We start from the raw sequence: 20,516 nt of genomic DNA on the forward strand, positions 1-20,516 counted from the left end.
GCCGGTTAGCATCGGCGTTCGTGGCGCCCGACACTTCGATTGATCCGCCCATTCCCGTTCCGGACATTCCCGGTGCCTTCAAGGACGCCTTCCAGGGTGCGGACGTGCCGATCGGCATCGGCGGATTGCCCCCGAATTCCGCGCTGTCCCCCCGCCAGCGCATGGTAGTCGAGGGCTCGGCCGTCGGCGACCTGGCCCTGCGTACCTGGGTGTCCTCACTGCTCACCGCGACGGTGGCGCCGGCCGTGCTCGCCGCCGCCCTGCGGCACTCCGACGCCGGCGCCGAGCGCGCCAACCTGAACTTCTACGCCGAACTGGGTGCGCAGCGAGACCCGGTGAAGTCGTTCCCCGCACCGGCCGGGCCGCCGCGGGTGCGGTCGCGGCGCGCCAGCCCCCTGACCGAGTGGGCCGCGGGCGGTGCGGTGGAGAACATCGCGTTCGAAAGCAGTTTCGCTGCCATCAACCCCGCGATGCGCGAGCGGTGGGGCGCCTGGAAGTCCAACAACATCGTGCGCGCGCAGCATTGGCGCCACGACGACGGTCCGCGTCCCACGCTGTGCGTCATCCACGGCTTCATGGGGTCGTCGTATCTGGCCAACGGGCGGTTCTTCGCCCTGCCCTGGTATTACCGGTCCGGCTACGACGTGGTGATGTACACGTTGCCCTTTCACGGCAAGCGTGCCGAAAGGCTGTCGCCCTTCAGTGGTTTCGGCTACTTCGCCGGCGGCCTGAGCGGTTTCGCCGAGGCGATGGCCCAGGCGGTGCACGACTTCCGGTCGATCATCGATTACCTGCGCGGCACCGGGGTCGACCGCATCGCCCTGACCGGCATCTCGCTGGGCGGCTACACCTCGGCGCTGGTGGCCTCGGTCGACGACCGGCTCGAGGCCGTCATCCCGAACTGCCCCGTCGTCACCCCCGCGAGCCTGTTCGACGAATGGTTTCCGGCCAACAAGCTGGTGCGGCTGGGGCTGCGCCTGTCCCACATCGGCCGCGCGGAGTTGGCCGACGGGCTGTCCTACCACTGCCCGCTGACCTATCGGCCGCTGCTGGATAAGGATCGGCGGATGATCATCACCGGGCTCGGCGATCGGATGGCGCCGCCGGACCACGCCGTCAAGCTGTGGGAGCACTGGGATCGTTGTGCGCTGCACTGGTTCCCGGGCAGCCACGTGCTGCACGTGAGCCAGCTGGACTACCTGCGCCGGATGACCGCGTTCCTGCAGACCGTCATGTTCTAGCGGTTTCGGCGGCCGGCTCCCGGTGCGCCCCGCCCGCCGGGGTCGGCCAGTCCAGTTCCGCCAGCAGGCCCGCGGGCGCGTCGCTGTGCCCGTCGAGGCGTCGGGTGGACAACAGGTCCAGGGCCATCAGCGCGGGCCAGTGATTACCCGCCTGCGGGGTGAGGCCGGCCAGCGGCGCGCGCCGTTCGGGCTGCGTGTCCGTCTGCAGCGCGCAGGCGGCGGCGATCGTCGGCTGCGCCGCGTCACCGGCGATCTCCAGCGCTATGCAGGTCTCCAGCGCCGAGGAAGACCGGATTTCCTCCAGCGTCTGCGGCAACGCCTGGTCAACCCGAATCCGGTATGCCGCAAGATAATCCGAAGTGCCGCGCTGGACCCCGCGCCAGGTCTCGCGGGCGTTGGAAGTGAGCAACCGTGGGATGTCGTCGGGCGTCACGGCGGTCGCCTCCCAACCGATCTCTCGAAGATGGTCGGCCAGCCGGCGCGCTGCCACCTGCGCGGTCTCGTGCAACGGGATGCGCGGCGAGCGCGCTTTGAGCGCGGCGAGGTTGTCGGCGGCCGATATCGTCAGCCCGATCCACGTCTCCCGCCTGGAGGGGTCGGATGCGTTGGCGCGGCTGGTGATCCGGATCTTGTCCGCGCGAATACCGTAGCGATCCAGGTAGCCGGCGATCAGCGGCAGCGGCAACACGTCGGCTCCGCCCTCCGACGCACCCACGCGAAGCAGCGCGGTTCTGACCGTCGCGGAGTCCATTTCGGGCACGAACTCCCTACCACGACCCATGATCGCCAGCCGCCGGCGCAACAGCGTGGTGAAGTACATCCCGCGCCACCACCCGAACAGCGCGAGCACGACGGCGCCGGCAATGCCGAGCACCCAGTAGTCCCGAGTCGAGTGCCACGGGTAGGCCAGCACCGCGGGCACGACGGCGAGCAGCGCCAGCGTGATTCGCGCGGGTCCGGGGAGTGGGATGGATCGCAGCGGGCTCACGGTGTGGCGTCCTTTCGTCGGCGCGCGTTGAGCGCGGTGATCCCGCCGACGATGCCGACGAGCACGGCCAGCGCGGCGGTTCCGGCCAGAGCGACGGTCCGCGGGGTGGTGTCCTTGGGCGCGGGGGCGGGGGGAACGGCGATCGGTTTGGCCGCCGCCGCGGGCGGCTGATTGCCCGCGGGCAGTTGCCAGGTCAGGGCGGCCACCGGGTCCACGCTGCCGGCGCCGATGACGTTGGACGGCGCCCTGGCGCCGCCCAGCGCGGTCGCGGTGATGCGATGCACGACCTGGGTGGCGTTGAGGTCGGGATACTTGCTGCGGACCAGCGCCGCGACCCCGGCCACGTAGCCGGCCGCGTAGCTGGTTCCGCTCAGCGCGACCTGTTGCTGGTGTTCGTCGGGGAGGCCGTTGGCCAGGCCGCCGCCGTCGGCGTTGCCGACCGAGACGATGCGTTCGCCGGGGGCGGCGATGCCCACCCACGGGCCGGCCATGGTGAATTTGGACGGCCGGCCGTCCGGTGTCAGGGAGGCGACCGAGAGCACGTAGGGCTGCCACAGCGACGGGATGGAGACCGAGGTGACGCCGGCCCAGTTGCGCGGGTCGTCCGGGCGGCTCAGGTCGGTGAGCGGGTTGGACTCGCACGAGGTGCCGCCGCCGACCGATCCGGTCGGTCCGGTGTTGCCGGCGGCGGCCACGATCACCGCGTCCTTGTCCACCGCCGCGTAGCGGATCGCCGCGCCGAGCGCGGCCTCGTCGACCGGCCGGTCGGCGGGCAGGCAGGTGAGCGTGGAGACGTCGATCACCCTGGCGCCGAGGTCGGCCGCGTGCACGATCGCGCGTCCCAACGTCGTGACGTCCAGGGTGGCCCGCGCCATCAGCGGGTCGCCGCCCGGCGTGCGCGGCGAGAACTTGGCGGACGTCGTCCTGATCGACACCACGCGCGCGGCGGGTGCCACGCCCGAGAAGCCGTCCTCACCGGATCCCGCGGGCTGGCCGGCGATGAGCCCGGCGACCAGGGTGCCATGGCCGTCGCAATCGGTCAGGCCGTCGGTCGTCTCGACGAAGTCACCACCCGGGTCGACGTTGGGCAGCCGCGGGCCCGGCCGAACGCCGGTGTCGAGCACCGCCACCAGCTGACCCTCACCGCGCGAGAACTCCCATGCCCTGGGCAGATTCAGCGTCGCCTGGCTCGGGGTGACCGCGGCGGGGTCGCTTCCCGGAATCACCCCGGAGGTGGTGCACGGGCCGCGTTGCTCCATCGGCTGGACGGGACCCGGGGATCCGCTCGGCGGCGGAACACCCGGATCGACCTTCGGCGCCTCGATGGCCATAGCCGACGGGCATGCCCACAGCACGGCCGCGAATGCCGCTGCGAGACAGGCCGATCCGGTCCGAATCATCGATTGAGTATCCAGGTGAAGATGCCGACCAGGTAGGCCATCACGGGGATGAGCGACGCGTCGAGCCCGCCGGCGACGAAGCCCACCAGCCGGCGCACGGGCAGCGAATAGCTCTCCGGCTCGGCGATGTGCGGGTTGAGCGCCACCACGACCCACACCGCGGCCAGCGCGGCGAGCACCAGCGCCGCGCCCAGTGCCGCGCCGTAGCGCCCGGTCGCGGTGTAGAGCGCCAGCAGCACCCCGGCGGCAAGGAAGGGCTGCCCCAGCAGCCACGCCTTGCACGCGGCCGAGTCCCACACCCGGGCCCGCAGCACCGAGGTCGCCGCGGTGGCGCCCACCACGTACCAGCCCACGCCGCTCAGCGCCTCGGGCCGCAGCGCGATCGCGACCGAGCCCAGGACGCTGAGCAGCACTGCGGCGGCGATGAATCCGTTCTGATGGGCGTCGCCGATCCGCACCCGCCGCGGCAGATCCTCGAGCACCCGCAGAGAGGGGGCCGACGGGGTGGGGTCGCCGGGCGCCGGGATCACCGGCAGCGGGAAGCGCGCCCACAGCGCCGACAGCTGAGCCGCCTCGATGGTGACCAGCAGCGCCGCGACGATCAGGCCGCAGCCGATGGCGAGCGGTCGCAGGTGCCAGAGCACCTCGGCACCCGCGGCCAGCAGCACCCCGGCGCCCACCACCGCGGTCGCGGTGAAGAACCCGACGATGCGCTCCCGCTCGGCGCTGGGCACCATCAGGGCGACCAGCGACCAGGCGGTGACGCCGGCCGCGGCGAGCATGATGTGCGCCGGACCGAACCGCCCGGGCACCGCCAGCGCCAGCGCGGCGCCGATGGGTACCAGCGCGGCGACCGCGCACGCCGTCCCGGTGCGCGGCGAGCGCGCCGCGACCAGCAACCCCGCGATCGCGGTCACCGCCGCGACCGCGCTGACCGCGACCAGCCCGGCCAGCGCGCCGGTGGCGACCCGGTAGGTGACCGAGAGACCGGTCGCCAGGATCGCGACCGCGATGACCGCGGCCAGCGCCCCGCGCCGGATATGCGTTGCGCCCCAGGGCTTCAGCCGGGACGTCGAGAAGATCATCGCCGCGTCGGCGATGTCCTCGACGATGCCCGGGGCCGCCTGGCCGGCCGGGACCGGCTGCAGCGCCAAGAGATCGCCGTCCACCACCCCGACGGTGTCCAGGCTGGCGTCCAGGCTGAACGGCGCCCCGCCGATCGGGGCCAGGCTCAGCTGGGTCGCGGCGCCGAGGTCGGCCGTCCCCCTGGCGGTGTCGTCCGCGTCGCCGTTCGACGTCGCGGGTATCACCAGCCGCTGCACGGCGGGCAGGATTTCCCGCAGCGGCAGCTCGGCGGGCAACGCCATTTCCGTCAGCCTGCTGTCCGCGAGGATTGCCACGCGGACGATCGGCATGACGGCGCCGGACGTCACCGGACCCTCGAAGGACGCTGGGGCCATACCTGAAACATCGTTGCTCTCTTCTCTAGTGGAATTTCGGGTCAATTGGGGGTTAGGCGTGTTGCGCGGTGAAATCTCTGGCCAACCGGTGGCCGGGGAACCAATCGGCGTCCGGCAGCAACCCGGTCAGTTGTTCGATCGCGAGGGCGATCGCGAAGGGGGTCCCCGGGGCGAATGTCGACACCCACTCGCCGTCGAATGCGCGCGACGGGCTGACCAGGACCCGTCCCGCCGCCGCGTCGACGATGCTCATCCCCACCTCGGTGGTGGCGTGTCGGCCGTCGCGGCGGCGGCCGGCGACGATCTCGACGTAGCTGCGCGGGCCGTTGAACACCGACTCCACCACCGCTCGCGCCGACTGTGGGATGCCCAGGTAGTCAACGACTTCGGCCAGCGGCGCGCCCGAACGCAGCCGCTCGTCGGCGCGGGCGCCGACCCGCGCCGGCATGCTGAACTCGTCGAACCGGGCCGGCGGTTGCTGCGCCAGCCCGACGCCGAGGACTCCGACCAACGCGCGCGGGTCGTCGATGTCCATGGCGGTGAACGTGATCAGCTGCGCGCTGCGCAGTGCCACGATCGTCTTGGCGGTGGTGGCCGGGCGCTGCGCCACGATGCCGCGCAGCATCTCGCCGGTGCCGGAGTCCTTGGCGGGGCCCACGTAGCGCAGGTCGAGCCAGCGCTCCGGGAAACACACCACTCTGATCCAGTCGGCCACCGCCGGGTTGACGGCCCCGCCCTGTGATACCAGACCCAGCTCGGTCAGCTCGGCCCGCTGGCGCTCGAGGAACGCCTGGCGTTGCGCGGCGTCGGTGTAGGGCGAGGTGATCGCCAGCACCCACGGGAAGCTGCCCGCCCCAATGGTTTCGGCGATGAACCACGCGTGATCGACCGTCAGCTCGACGGCGTTGGGTTCAGCACTCATCGCACCGTGGGACTAACCGCCCCACTTGGCGGCTTCGGCCTGGTCGCGGGCCAGCATCGACATCGTGTTGGCTTCGTGGGTGCTGGCCATGGCCTGGTAGGCCCGCACCAGCTGCTCCATCGCCTGGTTCCACTGGGCCTGCCACGCCTGGTAGGTCATACCGGTGTCGCCCTGCCAGGCGTTCGACAGCGTCGCCTGCTCGCTGGCGATGTCCGAACCGAGCCCCTGCAGGGTGCCGGCGTAGCCCGACATGTCGGCGGCGTGGCTCAACATCGCCGGGTAGTTGTACATGATCTGGGACATGACAAGTCCTTTCGCGGTTGGTGGCGTGTGAAAGCGGCGGGATCAGAAGGCGGTGTAGCCGGATGCGGCGGCGGCGTCGGCGGCCACGTAGGTGCCCGCGGCGTCACCGAGGTTGGCCTGCGCGATGTCCAGCAGGGTGTTGACCCGCGCGGCGGCCTCGACGAAACGGGCGTGCGCGGCCTGGAACGCGGCCGAGGCCTCGCCCTGGTGGAACGCCTGCGCCGACATCGCTTCCTGCTCGGCCTGGCTGATGGTGCTGCGCATCAGGGCCGCCTTGGCGCTGAACGCCGATTGTGCGGCGACCAACTGCGGGATGTGAGCGTCCAACATGCTCATGGTGTTTCCTTTCTGTTCGCCCTCGTGGGGTTTGTCCGGTTGACGAGCATCGTGCTGCTGCCTTAGCCCCCTTCCCTCGGCCCGGCCCGGCGCGCCGGGTCGTGGCCCGCGTCGTGGTCCCAGGTGCCGGGCATCATCGGCATCGTTGGGCCCCCGCCGAATTCGCGGTCGGTCAGCTCGGTCAGCCCGGCCGCCCGGAAGGCGTTCTGCTTCCGCGTCGTTCCGGCGAAGCCCAGCGGCCCGGCCCCCGCCCCGGATGCCACCGCCGCGGCCAGTCGCTCCTCGTCGCCGTAATCCGGCGGGACGCCGAGGTCGGAGTCCATGTCCAGGTATTCGTCGCTGTGGTCGCGCATCGCGGCCTTGCGGCGCCGCCGCGCCCGCGCCTCGGCGCGACTGGCCGCCGCCGCGCCGGCCGCGGGGATGGTGGCCGCAGGCGCCTTGGCGCCGCCGCGACCGCCCAGGGTCGGGCCGACACCGGCCTCCGGGTCACCGCCGTAGGCCACCAGGTAGGCCAGGGTGCTCGGGGCCGGCGCCGGCGCCGGCGCGCCGGGCGCAGCGGAACCCGCGGCGACCGAGGGGGCCGGAGCCCCGGCGGGCGTCGCGACCGTGGGGGCCAGCGCGACCGCCGGCAACTGCGACGCCGGCCTGGCCGAGGCGACCAGCGGCGTCGCGGCCGCCCCCGCCGCCACCGGCGCGATCTCGGCGGGCGCGGCGAGCAAGGAGCTCAGGCCGATGCCGAGCAGCAGCGGGATGAGGAACGGCGCGGTCAGGATCGCGCCCCAGGTCGGCCAGCCGACGGCGTTGAAGAACACCTGGTAGGCGACGAAGAACAGCAGCGGGCCGTTGGCGGCCAGAAACGCCGGCAGGTTCGCGGAGAAGTTCTGCAGCATCTGCTGGATGTTCTGGAAGAAGTCCTGCAGGAACTTCGACAGCTGCTGGATGAAGTTCTGCCACCAATTCCCGGGCGTGTTCTGCGAGGCGTTGGCCGCCAGAGTGTTGGCGTCACCGCCCGGACGCACGATCGAGGGGGCCGGGGCGCTGCGCGGCGCGGACGCCAGGGCCGCGCCGGAGGTGGCCTGGTAGGCGCTCATCACGGTGGCGGCCTGGACCCACATCCGCGCGTAGTCGGCCTCGTTGAGCGCGATCGGAATGGTGTTGATGCCAAAGAAATTCGTCGCCACCAGCACGCCGTGAACGGCGTGGTTGGCGGCCAGCTCCCCCAGCGTCGGCATCGCGGCCAGCGCGGCGGTGTACGCCGCCGCCGCGACCTCGTGCTGCGCGGCCGCGCCGGCGCTGTCGGCGCTGGCCTGCTGTAGCCAGGCCAGATACGGCGCATGCGCGGCCGCGTACTGCGCGCCGGTCGACCCCTGCCACGCCCCGGCCTGGGTCTCCCCCAGCACACCCGTGAGTTCGGCTGCCGCCGTGGCGTATTCGGCGCTCAGCGAGGTCCACGCGCCCGCGGCCGCCAACAGCGGCCCCGGTCCCGGACCGGCGCTCAGCAGCGTCGAATGCACCTCGGGCGGCGAAGCCATCCAGACGGGGGCCGTCATCGTCAGGCGCCCGCGAATCCGAACGTCGCCGCGGCGGCGGTGTCACCGGCCAGGTAGCCGGCACCGGCTTCGCCGACGCCCACGCCGGCGCGGCCCAGCTCTTCGACGCCCTGGGCGGCGACGGCGGCGTGCTCGGATCCCTGTGCGCTGAACCCGACGGCCGTCTGCACCGACACCGGATCCACGGCCGGCGGCACCACCGCGGTGATGGCCGGCGCGGCCGCCGCGTGGGCGGCCGCCAGCCGCGCCGTCAGCGCCTCCACCGCGGCGCTGGTCGCGGCCAGGCCCTCGGGAACCACTCGCAACGTCATGACTCTCCCCTTACTGTTGCGTTTCACCAAACATTGCGGCCTCACCCACCAACGGGTTGACCAACTGGACGTACGTCGGACTGTCGCTGTCGCCCAACAAGATCGCCCGCCCGGCGGGCAGCCGGCCGAACCGCTGACCCCGGATCTTGCCGCTGTCCTGAGGGTTGCCCGCCAGCATCAGCGTGGTCGCCTGCAAGTCGTTGAAGCGGCGCAGCAGCGGGTTGGTCATCAGCGCGTGCCCCGAGCCGGTCGCGCGCGCCGTGACGATCACCCGCAGCCCCAAATCAGCGGCCTGCGAAAGGATTCCGATCAGCGGGGTCCACGGTCGCTGACCGATGTATGGGCCGCTCATCGCCGGCGAGTCCGGTATCTGGTCGACGTCGTCGATGATCAGGTAGTGGGTGTGGCCCGCGTATGTCCACCGGGCCAGCTCGCCCGGCGACAAGCCGGCCGGGGGGCGCCGCGACTCGATGATGTTGGCCAGCCCCAGCATCGCGGGGATGATGCGGTCGACGTTGGCGGTGTACTCGTTGTCGGCGAACAACGGCTCGTCGACCAGGTGCAGCCGCCGGTCCAGCACGGTGAACGCCACCTGGTCGGCCGTCGAGTTCTCGCGGATGGTGCGAATGATGTGGCGCAGCAACGTGGTCTTGCCGGACTTGCTGTCGCCGAACACCATCAGCAGCGGCTCGTCGGCGAAGTTGACGACGACGGGCGCCAGGTCCTCCTCGCGCTGCCCGATCACCACCTGCTCCGGGCCGCGATAGAGCGCGCCGACGGCCTCGGGGGCGAGGTTGGTCGGCAGCAGTCGCACCGGCGGCGCGGCGATGCCCGGGTAGCGGTCGTTGAGCACCGGTATCTGGTCCAGCTCGGGGCGGGCGAACAGGAAGTGTTCGGCGGCCATGGTCAACCCGCGGCCCGGCTGGTCGTGCGGCACGGCTTCGGCGGGGCGCCGCAGCGCGCCGACGAGCCGCACGTTGCTGTCGCGCGGATCGTGCAGCCTGAGTTCGAGCCGCAGCCCGAGGCCGTCGCGCATCGCCAGCGGCACCTCGAGCCAGCTGGGGGTGGTGATGACCACGTGGATGCCGTAGGCGAGCCCCACGTTGACCAGCTCGGTCACCTTGGCCAGCAAGGGATTACGGGTGTTGAATTGGTCGGTGTTGTCCCGGCCGAACGCGTACAGGTTGTCGATGACCAGGAACACCTCGCCGTAGCCGTCGTCGGGGGCGGTGCCCTTCCGGTCGCGGAACACCTCGCGCCGCTGCCGGGACAGCAGCAGCTGCTCCAGCTCGCCGAAGGTGCGCCGGATGCGCTCGGGTTCCAGCGCCGACGCCACGCTGCCGACGTGCGCCAGGTCTTCCAGCGCCCGCAGCTTGCCGCCGCCGTAGTCCAGGCAGTAGAAGGTGACGTCGCGCGGCGAGTGCAAGCCGGCCGCCGACAGGATGAACGTCTGCAAGGCGGTCGATTTCCCGGACTTCGGGCCGCCGTGGATCACCACGTTGCCGGCCGACGAGGTGGCGTCGAAAACCAGCGGGTCGCGGCGCATCTCGAAGGGCTTGTCGATTTCACCGAGTGGCCACTGCCACTGGCGCTGCGGCACTCCGGCGCGCGCCAGCACCGCGGTCAGCGGGATCGGCTCGTCGAGCGGCGGCAGCCACAGCTGCGGCGCCCTCGGCCCGTACCGCGCCAGCTGGTCGCCGATGGTGGCGATCAGCTTGCGCGGCGGTCCGGTGAATTCCTCGTCCTCGACCGCCGGGATCACCGTGTCCTGTTCGGGCTCGACCCGTCCGGCCGTGAACAGCTTGGGCTCCGGGGCGGCGTGCACCACAACGGCTTTCGCCCGCTGCGGCGGATCGTAGATGCCGTCGACGTAGGTGCTGCGGAACTTGATCGGGGCGGCGCCCGGCGCGGGCACCAAAAAGCCCACGCCCTTGTGTTCCTTGCCCGACTCGATGTGGTACGCGTCTTCCACGCCGATGATCTGGCGGGACACGCTGGGACTGGCCACCTTCAACCCGATGCGGTACGAGGTGTTCTTGTCGATGTCCTTGATCTTGCCCACGTCCAGCGTCTGCGACGCGAACAGGATGTGGATGCGGAACGAGCGGCCCTTGCGCGCCACGTAATCGAACAACTCCGCGTATTCCGGGTGATCGGCCAGCATCAGGGTGAACTCGTCGGCGACCACGAACAGCGTCGGGATGGGCGGCAGGTCGTGCCCCGCCGCGATCGCGCCCTCGTATTCCACCACCGAGTTGAACGCGCTGCCCTGCACGCGGCGCCCGGCCTCCCGCAGCAGCGTCTCGCGGCGGGCCACCTCCCCGCGCAGGGTGTCGGCGAACCGGTCGGCCAGCGACTTCTTCTCGGCCATGTTGGAGATCACCGCCACGACCTGCGGGAAGTGGCGGAAGCTGTCGGCGCCGGCCTCGCCCTTGAAGTCGGCGTAGATGACGATCAGCCGCTCCGCCGAATGGGTTGTCAACAGCGACAACAGAATCGACATCAAGGTCTGGGACTTCCCGGAGCCCGTCATACCGATCATCAATCCGTGCGGGCCCATCCCGCCCTCGGCCTCGTCCTTCAGGTCGAAGAACAGCGGCTCGCCGGTCGCGGTGACGCCGATGGGTACGCGCAACTCGTCCTCGCGGCGGCGCGGCCCCCACAGCGTGGGCACGTCCAGCCGTGAGGCGTCCGGGATGCCCAGCAGCGTGGTGAAGCTGGCCCCGCGGGTGGCCGCGGAGCGCAGCCCGGTGTGGGTCGGGTTGGAGTCCCAGCGCGACAGTTGGCGCGCCAGGTGGGCGGCCTCGTCGGCGCCGAGCCGGTCGGCGTGGTCGATAAAGGGCTGCCAGCCGCCGGTCTGCCAGCGCACCAGGGCCCCCGCCCGGCCGGCCTCGCCGACGACGCGCAGGATCGGCTTCTCCGGATCCGAATACTGCTCTCGGTGCGGCGGGGTGGCGCAGCGGTGCACGACGGTGACGCCCGCCCGGCCCAGCGCCAACGTGGAGCTGTTCAGGTCGAAGTCGGGGTCGTCGACGACGATCAGCAGGTGACGCAGCGCGTCGGCGGAATCGCCGGTGAAGGCCGGGCGGTCCAGGAAGGCGGGGCCCAGCAGCATCACCAGTTCGTCGGCGTTGGTCGTCAGGAAGCGGGCCGGCCCGACACCGTCGAGCTCACCCGGAACGTCGGTGTGGGGAAGCCATTTCAGCCAGGACCAGTCGGGACCCTCCAGGTCGCGGGCGACCAGGGCCACCCCCAGCACCGCCGGGTCGTGCCAGGTCACCGCCTGAGCGATCCACGCGCGCATCGCCGCCCGCGCGGCGTCGGCCTCGCCGAGCACGGTGATCCGCGAGACCTTCGTCAGGTCGATCCCGGTCGGCACGTCGCGCACGATGCGGTGGGTGTCGAGCAGGCTGCGTAAGGCGCTGTGCGACACCGGCTCCAGGTCGACCTCGTCCGCGGTGTCGTTCACCCGCAGCGCGGTGGTCAGGGGCACCTCGTGGCGGCCGGCGCGCAGCACCAGGAAGTCGGGATCGTGCGGGTCGCGCTCCCACTGCCGCCGCGACCCGGGCACCCCCGCCAGGGCCGCCGGCTCGGGGTGCGACCATTCGGCGGCGGCGCGCTGCTGGGCGGCCTGGGTGCGGATGTTGTCGCGGACCACCGACAGGTAGCGCAGGTAGTCGGCCCGTTCGGCGTCGACCTCCTCGGTGCGGGTCTTGTTGTCGTTGCCGCGATACATCGCGGTGGCGGCCAGCAACAGCACGAACGGGAAGAACAGCGTCTGCGGAGAGATCAACCGCATCCCGGTGGCGAACAGCGCGACGACCATGCCGACGATCAGGATCACCAGCACGTAGGGCATCGCGCGGCGCAGGAAGGACGGCGGGATCACCCGCGGCAGTTCGGGCGGCGCCTCGATGTTGATGGTGCCCTTGCGGGTCACCGGCGGCGCCAGCCTACGGCGGGCTTCGAAGATGAGTCGGCTCATCGGGGCGCTCCCTCTGCTGAAGCCACGCGGCCGGGCCTGCTGTCGGGCGCGAGCCCATCGTGCGCCAGCAGCGCGTCGGCGCGCGACAGCGTCGGCCCGCCGGCGAACAGCGCCAGCACCGACCACGGGACGGGCACCGCCGGCTCGCTCAGGCCAAGGGCCTCAACGGTTTTGCCTCGCCCGGCGGCCGAGTTCTCGGCCTCGTTGTCGATGCCGTAGCGAACCCCGGTGTCGGACACCCAGAACAACGACCCGGTGCCGGGCGCGCCGGCGCCGCCGGTGACGGTCTGGGCGAAGTAGCCGGTACCCGGCGCCAGAGCCACGCGAGCGGCGGTCGCCGGGGAGGCACCCACCAGGTCGACGGTGCGGATGGATTCCGGCACGGGCAGCGCCGAACCCGACAACAGGCTCAGCGAGCTGGTGGCGGCCCCGGCCGGCTTGCTCCAGTACACGCACGCAACGGGGTCCTTGGCGGCGTCGACGAGGGTGACCTGGCGGTCGGGATAACGCGCGGTATCGAGCATCCGCGACACCGGCAACTTGGCCACGGCGTCGGCGCCCAGCCGCGGCGGCTGATCCAGGCCGTAGGAGTTGGTGTTGCGCAGGATCGCGGCGAGCACCGGGGAGATGGGCTGCAGGCCATCCGGCAACACCGCGTAGTAGCGCGCCGCACCCGACGAGTTCTGGTCCAGTGCATAGGAAACCACCACGGCGCCGATCGGCGCGGGCACGGCGAACCCGGCCGGGGCGCCGGCGTTCGGGATGCCCGGCGCCGTCAGCGGCGGCGCCTCGGGGATCGCGTTGAACAGCCCCAGCGCGACGGGCCGCGGTGCGGGGATCTCCGAGTTGTTCAGCCCCAGGCCCAGCGCGTTGGTGACCGCGTGGTCGGCCAGGTTGATCTGGCTGCGCCTGCCGTCCCAGAGCAGCCAGGTGCTGGCGCCCTTGTCGCCCGGGGAGTCGACCAGGATTCCCCGCCCGGCATCGAGTTTGGCCGCCCGCGCGCCGCCGCTGTCGGGCCGGCCGGCGATCACGGTGACGCCGGTGCTGTGCACGGCGTGGGCCGTCCCGCCGACGCCGTCGCACACGGTCCAGTTCGCGTCGCGCGTGGTGTTCTGCACCATGCGCTCGGGTGCGCCCGGAATGCCGATCAGGTTGCCCCGCGGAAACCGGTCCAGCTCACTACTTTTCACCGTGGCGGGGTTGACGGGCTTGCCGACGATCAGCCGGGCCGACGTCAGGTTGAGCACGGGGTGCAGCTGGTCGCCCACCCGGACGTAGAGGGCCGCGGTCGACCGGTCGGCGAGCACGGTGTTGGTGCCGACCGTCCCGTTGGGCCGGATCAGCGAGAACACGAAGCAGCCCGCCAGCGCGGTGGCGAGCAGGACCACGCCCATCAGCACCGCGCGCGACTGGGTGCGCAGCGGGTCGACGAGCATTCTGGTGTCGTGCAGGGCGATGCCCGAAGCGATGCGACGCATCACGAATCGCCATCCGCTGACCTGGTGGCGGGTGACGAAACCGCGGCGGTACTCGACCTTGTCGGGGTTGTCGTTGACCGGGGTCCGGGAGGCGAACGAACGCCGTTCGTCGGGTTCAGGATTCGTCATGCCGGCACCGACAGCCCGAGGCCGCGCAACAACGGCTCCACCGAGTTCTCGACGTCTTGATCGGTGATCGTCATCAGCTCCTCGTCACTGAATTCCCCGGTTCCGGCGTGTTCCGAGTGGTCGAGCCGGAACTCCCGTTCTTCCTCGGAGCGTTCAACGATGTTGCGGACGAATCGACCGTTACCGGCGATGTCCAGGTTCCGCCGCGAGATCCCGTTGGCGTCGGGCGTCGACTCGGTGGCCAACTTGGTGAACAGCGCCTCCATGTGGTCCAGCGCCGCCTGCTCGAAGACGCTGTCGCGCTGCTCGGCCATCTTGGTCGCGATCTCGACGAGTTCCGGCGGTGCGTACGACGGGAAGTCGATGTTGCGGGTGAAGCGGGAGCGCAGACCCTCGTTGGTGTCCAGGAACTTGTCCAGGTCGGCGCGGTATCCGGCGATGATGACCACCAGCCGGTCGCGGTCGTTCTCCATCCGCGCGAGCAGCGTGTCGATGGCCACCAGCCCGAAGTCGTTCTTGGCGCCCGTGGCCACCAGGGCGTAGGCCTCGTCGAGGAAAAGCACCCCGTCGAGCGCGCTGTCGATGATCGCGTTCGTCTTGGCCTCGGTCTCGCCGATGTGCTGGCCGATCAGGTCGGCGCGGTGCACCTCGCGGATGTTCTCGCGCTTCAAAAGACCCAGGCCGCAATAGATCTTGGCGACCACGCGGGCGATGGTGGTCTTACCCGTGCCGGGCGGTCCGGCGAAGACCAGGTGATGGGCGCGCTGCGCGACCGCGAGCCCGCGCTGCTTGCGCACCAGCTCCATGGCGACCGAGCTCTTCAGCCGCGACACCTGGTTCTTGACCTCGTCCAGCCCGATGAACTCGGCGAGCTGCAGTTCGGCCTCGTGCAGCAGCACCGACTTGCGCTCGTGGGCCGCCGGGTCGACGAAGTCCTCGGCACTGGGCTCGGTGTCGGGGTCCCAGGGATCGGTGCGCGCTTCGATGCGGGCCGCGGTCGTGGTCACGATCCCGAAGCTCGTGTCGGACAGGGCCTGTTCGATCTGTTCGTTTTCCGGATGGGCCGCGTACAGGTCCTGCAGCACCTCGCTCGCCGATTCCTCGTCGACGTGCGCCCGCAGCACCAGCGCCTTGGCCAGCGCCCCGTCGACCGCCGCGACGGCGACGGGGCCCTCGGGTTCCTCGAGATACGACAGCGCGGGGGCGAACATGCCCAGCCGCGCCAGCGCGGTGCCCAGGGCGATCCTGGCCGCGTGCGCGAAGGCCTCGTCGAGCCCGGCGTCGTTGACGACCGGCGTCAGCAACTTGACGACGTCCGACCATCGCTCGGCGCGGTAGTTGATCACGACGTCGACCCAGCGGGCCTCGCGCCAGCCCGGCCGGCGCGCGCTCAGGCCGGTGACGATTCGGTCGGCGTCGGCGAACCGCCCCGCCGTTGCGAGGGCCGCGGCGTAGGCGAGGTGGAAGTCGTCGGGGGTGGCGGCGCGGAACTGCAGGTACAGGCCGGTGTCGTAACGGAAGCCCAGCGCCCCGGGCGCCAGGTCCACCAGCCGCTGCAGCGTGCCGGCCGTCGCCGCCGTCTGCGACACCGCCTCCAGCACCCGCAGCGACACGTCGCCGGCGGCCGCCAGCCCCGTCCAGGCGTCGCACTGCTCGTGGGCGATGCGGGTCAGCGCGGTGAACCCGGACCGCGCGGCGACCAGGTCGGCCGGGCGCTGGCGCTGATACACCGAGATCCCGAGCGCCCTGCAACACGTGGCGAACCGGCTGACGACGTCCCCGTCGACCCGGGCCTGCGCCCGAGAATTGACGGGCTGAGCGGCGAGCACGCCGGTGTCACCGAGTTCCACGGCCACGTCTTTCCATGTATGTAGCCTCCCCTAACCTGACCCGCCTGAAGTTAGCATTGCATAAGCTAAGTGTCGAGGCGCGAGGGCCCGTCCGGCTCACCACGCCCCTCCCAGTTCTCTACCGCTAATGAGGATGCTAGCCCGCAAAATGCGCCGCATTTTCGGTCCTTACTCCCAGCCTCAGTAGGTTGGCAGGCCGTTTGCAGCGCCCTCTAAGCGGCCGAGCTTATCGAAAATCATTTTCATTAGCAAGCCGATAGGTCCTCACCGCCCGGTCGCCGGACAAGCGAATAGTCGTCCGCCGTCGTTGAAAAGTTCCCGTCCCGGTCATCCCGATCTGGGCTCCGCTAATCCGGCTCCCACGAGCCCGGCAACATCGGCAGCGTCGGTCCGCCGCCGAACTCGTCGCCGGCCAGCGTCGCCAGGCCGGCCGCGTCGGCGGCGCCCTTGCCCGCCGTTCCGGCGAAACCCAACGGCCCGGCGGCCCGGTCCGACGCGATTGACGGCGCCGGGTCGCCGAGCGGGTCGACCCCCGAACCGGCGTCCGGCTCCAGGTCCACGTATTCGTAGCCGCGGTAGTGATCCTTCATCGCCGCCCGGCGCCGCCGGCGGGCCCGCTGCGCCGCCCGCGCCGATGCCGCAGCCGCTGCGGCGGCCGAGGCGGAGTCGGGCTCCGGCGCCTTGCGTTGCGCGCGGCTGCCGATGCCCGTGTCCGTCCCGATCGTGGGACCCCCGATCAGATATGGGAAGGCGGCTCCCTCGACCCCGGTCGGCGGCGGCGGTGGAGCCGCCGTTGCCGGGGCCGGGGCCGGCGCAGGTGACGGGGCCGACGTCGGGCTGGAAGACGGCGCGGGCGCCGCGGCCGGGGCAGCGCTCGCAACGACCGGAGCACCGCCGACGACGGGTGCATCGGGTGCCGGAGCCACTGGTGCCGGCGCGGCGACGGCAGCGGGGGCCGGCTGGATTCCGGCCATCAGGCTCAAGCCCGCTATGCCCCCGGCAAAACCGCCCGGCACGATGAACGGCAGGGCAGCAAGCTGCGGGAACGCCTGGAGCGCCTCGCCCACGTGGGTGAACTCGTCCGCGATGAGCCCGGCGGGCCCGAAAATGTCTTGCAGCAGATCCTCTATCGCGTCGACCGGGTTGCTCGGAAATTCCGCCAGATCTCGTCCTATCGTCTGGAAGATCTCGAGGAATCGATTCACCCACCAGCTCAGCTGGTACGGGTCGCCGCCGTCATTGTCGACGATTCCGTCGTCGTCACTGTCTTGACCGCTGCCGCTGGCCTGCACGATTTGTGGCGCGGGCCCCGGCTGCGGCGCCGAAGTCACCGCCATGGTCGACACCGCCTGGTAGGTCGACATCGTGGTGGCCGCCTGCACCCACATCCGCGCGTAGTCGGCCTCGTTGACCGCGATGGGGATGGTGTTGACGCCGAAGAAGTTCGTCGCGACCAGCGCGCCGTGGACGGCGTGGTTCGCGGCCAGTTCCGGCAGCGTCGGCATGGCGGCCAGCGCCCCGGTGTAGGCGGCCGCCGCGGTCTCGTGCCGCGCAGCGGCCGCCGCGCTGTCGGCGCTCGCGCGCGTCAGCCACGCCAGGTAGGGCGCGTGGGCGGCCGCGTACTGCTCGGCGGTGGGCCCCTCCCACGCCCCGGCCTGCGCCGCTGCCAGCGTCGCGGACAGCTCGTCCGCGGCCGAGGCGTAGGTCGCGCTCAGCGAGCTCCAGGCGGCCGCGGCGGACAGCAGGCCGGCAGGCCCCGGACCGCTGCTCAGTTGAGCCGAATGGACCTCCGGGGGCAGGGCCATCCACACCGGTGCGGTCATCCCGCGACTCCTCGCCGGGCTGGGACCGGCGCCGCCCGGGCTGTTGGGCGGCGCACCGATCAGCCCGGTAGTAGTCGAGGGGCGGCGCGCGAAAGTTCCCGCGCGGGGTCAACTCATCGGGAACTCATGCGAAAACCCGGCCGCGCCGGGTCAGGCTTTGACCGCGCTCACCAGGGTGTTGCGGGCGATCATCGGACCGGCGTCGACGTCGGGCCCGGGCACCGGCCTGCCGTTCTGGCGGAGGAAGTCGGCCAGCGGGGTGCCGACCGCGGTCCAGCCCCGCTCGCCGAACCATTGGGTCGCGGGCGCGATCCGCTCGTTGTAGACCAACTGATAGAAGGGCCGCTCGGCGCCGTCGGCCATCGCGGCGCGCTCTTGCTCGCGTTTGGCCTCGAAGTCGGCCTGGTCGAGCGGGGCGCCGTCTTCGACGGCGACGTGGCTGCCCGAAGCGGCCAGGCCGTCGATGCCGGTGAACAGCTGCTGCTGGGCGGCGGCAGGGAGATAGATCAGCAGGCCTTCGGCGATCCAGGCCGAGGGCCGGTTGGCGTCGAAGCCGCTGTCGCGCAGCGCTTGCGGCCAGTCGTCGCGCAGGTCGACCGCGATCTCGCGGCGCTCCGCCTTCGGTTGGGCGCCCTGCCGGGTGAGCACCTCGCGCTTGAAGTCGAGGACCTGCGGCTGGTCCAGCTCGAAAATGGTCGTGCCGGCGGGCCAGTCCAGGCGGTAGGCGCGGGAGTCCAGACCCGCCGCCAGGATGACCACCTGCCGCACGCCGGCGCCGGCCGCGCGGCGGAAATAGTCGTCGAAGTACTTGGTGCGGGCGCCCTGGAAGTTGACGAAGTGCTGGCCGAAGTCGGCCGTCGTCAGCTCGTGATCGGGGGCCCTGCCGTCCAGGACGTCGGCCGCCCACCCACCCACGGCGCGGCAGAACACCTCCGCATAGGGGTCGACGACCAGCGGGTCCGGCTTCTGCGCCTCCAGCGCTCGCGCGGTCGCCACGAACAACGCCGTCGAACCGACACTTGTCGTGATGTCCCAGGTATCACCTTCGCTACGCACGGAGTCGACATTACCGACGCCCGGCGTCCGGCCGATCCGGCGCGGTGCTGCCGTCGGAATTCCAGCCGCCCGGCAACATCGGTAGCCGTGGGCTGGACCCGAACTCGTCGGCCAGTGCGGTCAGGCCCGTTGCCCGGGCGGTGGCCTTTGCCTGCGCGGTTCCGGCAAACCCCAGCCCTGCGGCGCCGCGGTCGGAGGCGGCCGTCGACGCCTCGTCAGCCGGCGCGCCCCAATCCGGGTCGACGTCGACGTTCATGTCCGCGAACTCGTCGCCGTGGTCGCGCTGGGTCGCGCGCCGGCGCCGGCGCGCCCTGGCCCCTGCCCGGGCCGCGGCCGCGGCCGCGGCCGCGGCGCTATCGGGCTCCGGCGCTTTCCTTTTGGCGCTGGAGCTGGCGCTCGCACCCATCCCCGAACCCGTCCCGATGCCGGGCGGAGCGACGACGTACGGCGGCGCGAAACCCGCCGCGTGCGGTGGCGGGGGCGCGGGCGGCGCGGGGCCGGCAACGGTGGTGGCGGTCGCAGCGGGCGCAGTCGCCGGTGCCGAAGCGGGGGCCGCGGCCGGCGCGACGGCGCTCGGTGCCATCGCGACCGCCGGCATCGGACTGGGGGGCGGGGCGGTCGCCGGCACCAGCGCCGGGACGGCCGAGTGCGGTATGGCGCCCAGGCCGGCCAGCCCGGCGAGGCCCGCGACGGCGCCGAAGGGGGCCACGGCGAGCAGCAGGGCAGGGGCCAGCAGCTGCGGCGCCGTGGCCAGGATCTCGAGGATGTGTGTCGGCCAGTCAAACAGCGCGAGCTGAACGATGTACTGAAACGCCAGGGCCGGATTGTGCACCAGGTAATAGCCAAACTGCTCGAAGTCCTCCAGGAGTTCCAGCGCTCGAACGACCCACCAAATCGGCTGACTCGCGTTCGTGTAGGCGTCGTAAGGCAGGCCGTTCACGGTGCCCTGCGCGGGATCCCAGTTGATGCCGAGGTTCTTCAGGATGTTGGCGATGAACTGGTCGAGCGGATTGTTGATGGTGGGGTCGTGTACACCGCCACCCGAGTCCTGGCTGCTGGCATCGGATTTCACGATCGGCGGCGCGGGCTCGGCCTTGGGCGTCGACGCCACCGCCGCGGTGGAGACCGCTTGATAGGTGGTCATCGTGCCGGCCGCCTGCACCCACATGCGCGCGTAGTCCGCCTCGTTGAGCGCGATCGGAACCGTGTTGACGCCGAAGAAGTTCGTCGCCACCAGCGCGCCGTGGACGGCGTGGTTGGCGGCGAGTTCCGGCAGCGTCGGCATGGTGGCCACCGCCGCGGTGTAGGCGACCGCGGCGGTCTCGTGTTGCGCGGCGGCGACGGCGCTGTCCGCGCTGGCCCGCGTCAGCCACGCGAGGTAGGGGGCGTGCGCGGCGACGTACGATTCGGCGCTCGGCCCCTCCCACGAGCCGGCCTGCGCGGCGGCCAGCACGCCGCTGAGTTGCGCCGCGGCCGAGGCGTATTCGGCGCTCAGCTCGGACCACGCGTCCGCCGCCGCCAGCAGCGAGGCCGGACCGGGGCCGCTGCTGAGCAAAGCGGAATGCACCTCGGGTGGGGAGGCCATCCATATCGGGGCCGTCATAGCGCTCCTCGGGCCGGAAGGCGTACCGGACAGAGCGGAGCTTAATGAATATGATTTTCGTTATCAACTTGACGGGCCGGA

At 71.5% G+C, this 20,516-nt stretch carries 15 protein-coding genes; 1 reads left to right on the forward strand and 14 read right to left on the reverse strand.

Annotated elements, in window-relative coordinates; all coding sequences use genetic code 11:
• Positions 1 to 20 precede the first annotated feature (20 nt).
• Positions 21 to 1,241 (forward strand): alpha/beta hydrolase family protein, encoded by a 1,221-nt coding sequence (locus BST44_RS17370; RefSeq protein WP_083178344.1) that lies wholly within the window; start codon positions 21 to 23, stop codon positions 1,239 to 1,241.
• Here the strand turns inward: BST44_RS17370 and eccE are convergent.
• The 14 genes from eccE to BST44_RS17440 all read right to left on the reverse strand — a co-directional run bounded on the left by eccE (position 1,231) and on the right by BST44_RS17440 (position 20,435).
• Positions 1,231 to 2,229 carry a type VII secretion protein EccE gene (gene eccE / locus BST44_RS17375; protein WP_083178345.1) on the reverse strand — a complete coding sequence of 333 codons (999 nt, stop codon included), beginning with the start codon at positions 2,227 to 2,229 and terminating at the stop codon, positions 1,231 to 1,233. The two genes, BST44_RS17370 and eccE, sit on opposite strands and share 11 nt — an antisense overlap.
• On the reverse strand, positions 2,226 to 3,629 hold the full coding sequence (mycP, locus tag BST44_RS17380; protein WP_083178346.1) for a type VII secretion-associated serine protease mycosin: 1,404 nt from the start codon (positions 3,627 to 3,629) through the stop codon (positions 2,226 to 2,228). Before mycP ends, eccE begins: the two co-directional genes overlap by 4 nt.
• Positions 3,626 to 5,089 carry a type VII secretion integral membrane protein EccD gene (gene eccD / locus BST44_RS17385; protein ID WP_142274547.1) on the reverse strand — a complete coding sequence of 488 codons (1,464 nt, stop codon included), beginning with the start codon at positions 5,087 to 5,089 and terminating at the stop codon, positions 3,626 to 3,628. The genes mycP and eccD overlap by 4 nt, the downstream gene beginning before the upstream one ends.
• 52 nt (positions 5,090 to 5,141) lie before the next feature.
• Positions 5,142 to 6,011 carry an ESX secretion-associated protein EspG gene (locus tag BST44_RS17390; RefSeq protein WP_083178347.1) on the reverse strand — a complete coding sequence of 290 codons (870 nt, stop codon included), beginning with the start codon at positions 6,009 to 6,011 and terminating at the stop codon, positions 5,142 to 5,144.
• Positions 6,012 to 6,023: 12 nt separating this feature from the next.
• Positions 6,024 to 6,314 (reverse strand): WXG100 family type VII secretion target, encoded by a 291-nt coding sequence (locus BST44_RS17395; protein WP_083178348.1) that lies wholly within the window; start codon positions 6,312 to 6,314, stop codon positions 6,024 to 6,026.
• A gap of 42 nt (positions 6,315 to 6,356) precedes the next feature.
• Positions 6,357 to 6,650, reverse strand: coding sequence for a type VII secretion system protein EsxG (gene esxG, locus BST44_RS17400; RefSeq protein ID WP_083178349.1), 294 nt, complete (start codon positions 6,648 to 6,650; stop codon positions 6,357 to 6,359).
• A gap of 62 nt (positions 6,651 to 6,712) precedes the next feature.
• The gene (locus tag BST44_RS17405; RefSeq protein WP_208619826.1) at positions 6,713 to 8,200 is read right to left on the reverse strand and encodes a PPE family protein; all 1,488 of its coding nucleotides are present in this window, start codon (positions 8,198 to 8,200) and stop codon (positions 6,713 to 6,715) included.
• A 2-nt stretch (positions 8,201 to 8,202) separates the two neighbouring features.
• A complete protein-coding gene (locus tag BST44_RS17410) occupies positions 8,203 to 8,511 on the reverse strand; it encodes a PE family protein (RefSeq protein ID WP_083178350.1) in 309 nt (102 codons plus the stop codon).
• Between the two features lie 10 nt (positions 8,512 to 8,521).
• On the reverse strand, positions 8,522 to 12,496 hold the full coding sequence (gene eccCa / locus BST44_RS17415) for a type VII secretion protein EccCa (protein ID WP_083178351.1): 3,975 nt from the start codon (positions 12,494 to 12,496) through the stop codon (positions 8,522 to 8,524).
• Complete coding sequence (gene eccB, locus BST44_RS17420; RefSeq protein WP_083178352.1) at positions 12,493 to 14,103, reverse strand: type VII secretion protein EccB; 1,611 nt, start codon at positions 14,101 to 14,103, stop codon at positions 12,493 to 12,495. The genes eccCa and eccB overlap by 4 nt, the downstream gene beginning before the upstream one ends.
• Entirely contained in the window at positions 14,100 to 15,953 is a 1,854-nt protein-coding gene (gene eccA, locus BST44_RS17425) for a type VII secretion AAA-ATPase EccA (RefSeq protein ID WP_083178377.1), read from the reverse strand. Before eccA ends, eccB begins: the two co-directional genes overlap by 4 nt.
• A 347-nt stretch (positions 15,954 to 16,300) precedes the next feature.
• Complete coding sequence (locus BST44_RS17430; RefSeq protein WP_083178353.1) at positions 16,301 to 17,776, reverse strand: PPE domain-containing protein; 1,476 nt, start codon at positions 17,774 to 17,776, stop codon at positions 16,301 to 16,303.
• A 150-nt stretch (positions 17,777 to 17,926) separates the two neighbouring features.
• Positions 17,927 to 18,832, reverse strand: a complete 906-nt coding sequence (locus tag BST44_RS17435) for a class I SAM-dependent methyltransferase (protein WP_083178354.1) — start codon at positions 18,830 to 18,832, stop codon at positions 17,927 to 17,929.
• Between the two features lie 10 nt (positions 18,833 to 18,842).
• Complete coding sequence (locus BST44_RS17440) at positions 18,843 to 20,435, reverse strand: PPE family protein (RefSeq protein WP_083178355.1); 1,593 nt, start codon at positions 20,433 to 20,435, stop codon at positions 18,843 to 18,845.
• Between the last annotated feature and the right edge of the window lie 81 nt (positions 20,436 to 20,516).

The organism is Mycobacterium scrofulaceum, from assembly GCF_002086735.1.
GTDB lineage: Bacteria > Actinomycetota > Actinomycetes > Mycobacteriales > Mycobacteriaceae > Mycobacterium > Mycobacterium scrofulaceum.

What these genes read in the sequence shown, in the direction of transcription:
- eccB (WP_083178352.1), bottom strand. Translation starts at nt 14,103, where the DNA reads ATGACGAATCCTGAACCCGACGAACGGCGTTCGTTCGCCTCCCGGACC.
- BST44_RS17395 (WP_083178348.1), bottom strand. Translation starts at nt 6,314, where the DNA reads ATGTCCCAGATCATGTACAACTACCCGGCGATGTTGAGCCACGCCGCC.
- esxG (WP_083178349.1), bottom strand. Translation starts at nt 6,650, where the DNA reads ATGAGCATGTTGGACGCTCACATCCCGCAGTTGGTCGCCGCACAATCG.
- eccCa (WP_083178351.1), bottom strand. Translation starts at nt 12,496, where the DNA reads ATGAGCCGACTCATCTTCGAAGCCCGCCGTAGGCTGGCGCCGCCGGTG.
- mycP (WP_083178346.1), bottom strand. Translation starts at nt 3,629, where the DNA reads ATGATTCGGACCGGATCGGCCTGTCTCGCAGCGGCATTCGCGGCCGTG.
- BST44_RS17440 (WP_083178355.1), bottom strand. Translation starts at nt 20,435, where the DNA reads ATGACGGCCCCGATATGGATGGCCTCCCCACCCGAGGTGCATTCCGCT.
- BST44_RS17405 (WP_208619826.1), bottom strand. Translation starts at nt 8,200, where the DNA reads ATGACGGCCCCCGTCTGGATGGCTTCGCCGCCCGAGGTGCATTCGACG.
- BST44_RS17430 (WP_083178353.1), bottom strand. Translation starts at nt 17,776, where the DNA reads ATGACCGCACCGGTGTGGATGGCCCTGCCCCCGGAGGTCCATTCGGCT.
- eccD (WP_142274547.1), bottom strand. Translation starts at nt 5,089, where the DNA reads ATGGCCCCAGCGTCCTTCGAGGGTCCGGTGACGTCCGGCGCCGTCATG.
- BST44_RS17410 (WP_083178350.1), bottom strand. Translation starts at nt 8,511, where the DNA reads ATGACGTTGCGAGTGGTTCCCGAGGGCCTGGCCGCGACCAGCGCCGCG.
- BST44_RS17390 (WP_083178347.1), bottom strand. Translation starts at nt 6,011, where the DNA reads ATGAGTGCTGAACCCAACGCCGTCGAGCTGACGGTCGATCACGCGTGG.